Source organism: Methylibium sp., assembly GCF_013817365.1.
GTDB lineage: Bacteria > Pseudomonadota > Gammaproteobacteria > Burkholderiales > Burkholderiaceae_C > Methylibium.
Genome location: NZ_JACDCU010000560.1, coordinates 1 through 2,223, shown reverse-complemented (window position 1 = coordinate 2,223; position 2,223 = coordinate 1). Strand labels below are relative to the sequence as shown.

The window sequence follows — 2,223 nt, the reverse complement described above, 5'->3', positions numbered from 1 at the left end:
GGTCAGGGACGGTTCAGGGGCGGGGATGGCTGCGCCGCAGCGGCGCAGGACGGACTTCGGGCGGGTCGGCAGCGGTGCTGCCGGGCATCGGCTCCGCATAGGTAAAAAGGCCGATGCGCACCCGCCGATCGGCGGTGCGCCCGGCAGCGCGGTCGGCTTCGATCAACTCCTCGAGCAGGGGCACCATGCTGCGCAGCAACTGTTGCCATTGCGCAGAGACGGCCTGGCGCAACTGGTTGAGTGATTCGACCGAGATTTCGTCAGCGAAGATGGCCTGCTCGAGGTGTTCACGGCCGCCGCACAGCACATTGGCGACCGCCGCAGCGCAGTGGTCGCCGACGTTCGCGGCCAGGAAGCCAAGCATGCGGGACTCGTCGCCGCGCGGCACGAAGGCGTTGTCGCACAACTCGACCTCGTCGTTGGCCTCGTCCAGGCGAGCCAGTCCGAGGCGGCACAGCTCGTCCAGCAGGCTGCGCGGGTGCACGTCCTGGGTCAGCGAATGCGCCAGCGACTCGAAGCTCGGCGCCGGGCCGAGCCGCGGCAGCGGTCTGAGCCAGCCGCCGGCGTCGCGCAGCGACGGGTCGGTGCGCCAGCGGGTGAACAGTTCGGTGGCGGGCGCCGGCCGGCGCAGAGCGGCCGGCGTGGCATCGGCATCGCCCGCGCGGGTGAGGCGGGTCACTTCGCGCCGATTGAGGCCGAGCGTGGTGCTGATGCGGCTGACGCTGCGCTGCGCCGGCAAGCCAGGGTGCGCCTCACGCGCGGCCTCGACCATCGACGCCTTGAGCACTTCTTCGAGGGTGACGTAAGGCAGTCCCTTGGCGACCGCCAGTCGGCTCAGCGGACGAAGCAGCGCGCCCAGCGCGTCAAGCAGCGGCTGCTCGACGAACGAGGGCAACTCGGAGGCGGGGGCGAAGCGGGTGTCCATGGCGAGTTCTCGCCACATTTATAACTGTGCAATGTGCACATTTCAAGCGTTTTGAAAGAAAGTTACATGGCTGACAGAACCCTGTCAGCACTGCCACAGTGCTCCGTCAGACCGGCAGAGCGGACGAACGCCGAAGGGCGCCAGCCGCCTGGAGGTCAGAGCACGAGCACGGCGCGAAAGTCGTTGACGTTCGTGTACGTGGGCCCCGTCGACACCAGGTCGCCGAGCGGCGCAAAAAAGCCGTAGGCATCGTTCGCGTCCAGGCGCTCCTGGGCCTTCAGGCCGAGCGCGGCGCCGCGCGCCAGCGTGTCGGGCGTGACGATGGCGCCGGCGTTGTCTTCCACGCCGTCGATACCGTCGGTGTCGGCCGCCAGCACGTGAACGCCCGGCTCGCCTTGCAGCGCAATGGCCGCGCCGAGCAGGAATTCGGTAGCGCGCCCGCCGCGCCCGCCCTTGGCCTTGACCGTGACGGTGGTCTCGCCGCCGGAAAGGATGACGCAAGGCCGCGAGAACGGCTGCCCGCGGCGCCCCACCTGACGCGCCAGCGCGGCATGCACCTGACCGACGACGCGCGATTCGCCCTCGATCTCGTCGCTGAGCACATAGGCCTGCACACCCGCGGCACGCGCCGCCTCGGCCGCCGCCTCGAGCGACTGCTGCGGCGTGGCGATGAGGTGCACGGCGTGGCCGGCGAAGCGCGCATCGCCCGGCTTGGGCGTTTCCAGCGTGCCTGCTTCGAGCGCCGTGCGCACGGCAGCCGGCAGCTCGATGCCGTAGCGGCGCAGGATGGCCAGCGCATCGGCGCAGCTCGTCGCATCGGGCACGGTCGGGCCGCTGGCGATGACGGCAGGATCGTCCCCCGGCACGTCGGAGATCGTGAGCGTGACCACCTTGGCCGGTGCGCACAGCGCGGCGAGGCGCCCGCCCTTGATGGCCGAGAGGTGCTTGCGCACGCAGTTCATCTCGCCGATGGCCGCGCCGCTCTTGAGCAGGGCGCGGTTGATGGCCTGCTTGTCGTCGAGCGTGATGCCTTCGGCCGGCAGCGAGAGCAGCGCGGAGCCGCCGCCCGAGATCAGGCACAGCACCAGGTCATCCGCGCTCAGGCCCTGCGCCAACGCGAAGATGCGCTGCGCAGCGGCCAGGCCCGCTGCGTCGGGCACCGGGTGCGCCGCCTCGACCACCTCGATGCGCCCGGGCTTGGCCTTGTAGTCGGGCGGCACATGCTCGTAGCGCGTCACCACCAGGCCCGACAACGGCGCGTTGGCCGGCCACAGCGCATCGACCGCGGCGGCCATCGC

The 2,223-nt window shown here is 70.7% G+C and carries 2 protein-coding genes; both read right to left on the bottom strand.

Annotation, left to right across the window (positions count from 1 at the left end):
- Window positions 1–13: 13 nt before the first annotated feature.
- On the bottom strand, window positions 14–925 hold the full coding sequence (locus H0W38_RS21275; protein WP_292457963.1) for a DUF6502 family protein: 912 nt from the start codon (window positions 923–925) through the stop codon (window positions 14–16).
- Window positions 926–1,080: 155 nt separating this feature from the next.
- A partial coding sequence (locus tag H0W38_RS21270; RefSeq protein WP_292457962.1) for a glycerate kinase occupies window positions 1,081–2,223 on the bottom strand: 1,143 nt, incomplete at its 5' end.

What these genes read in the sequence shown, in the direction of transcription:
- H0W38_RS21275 (WP_292457963.1), bottom strand. Translation starts at nt 925, where the DNA reads ATGGACACCCGCTTCGCCCCCGCCTCCGAGTTGCCCTCGTTCGTCGAG.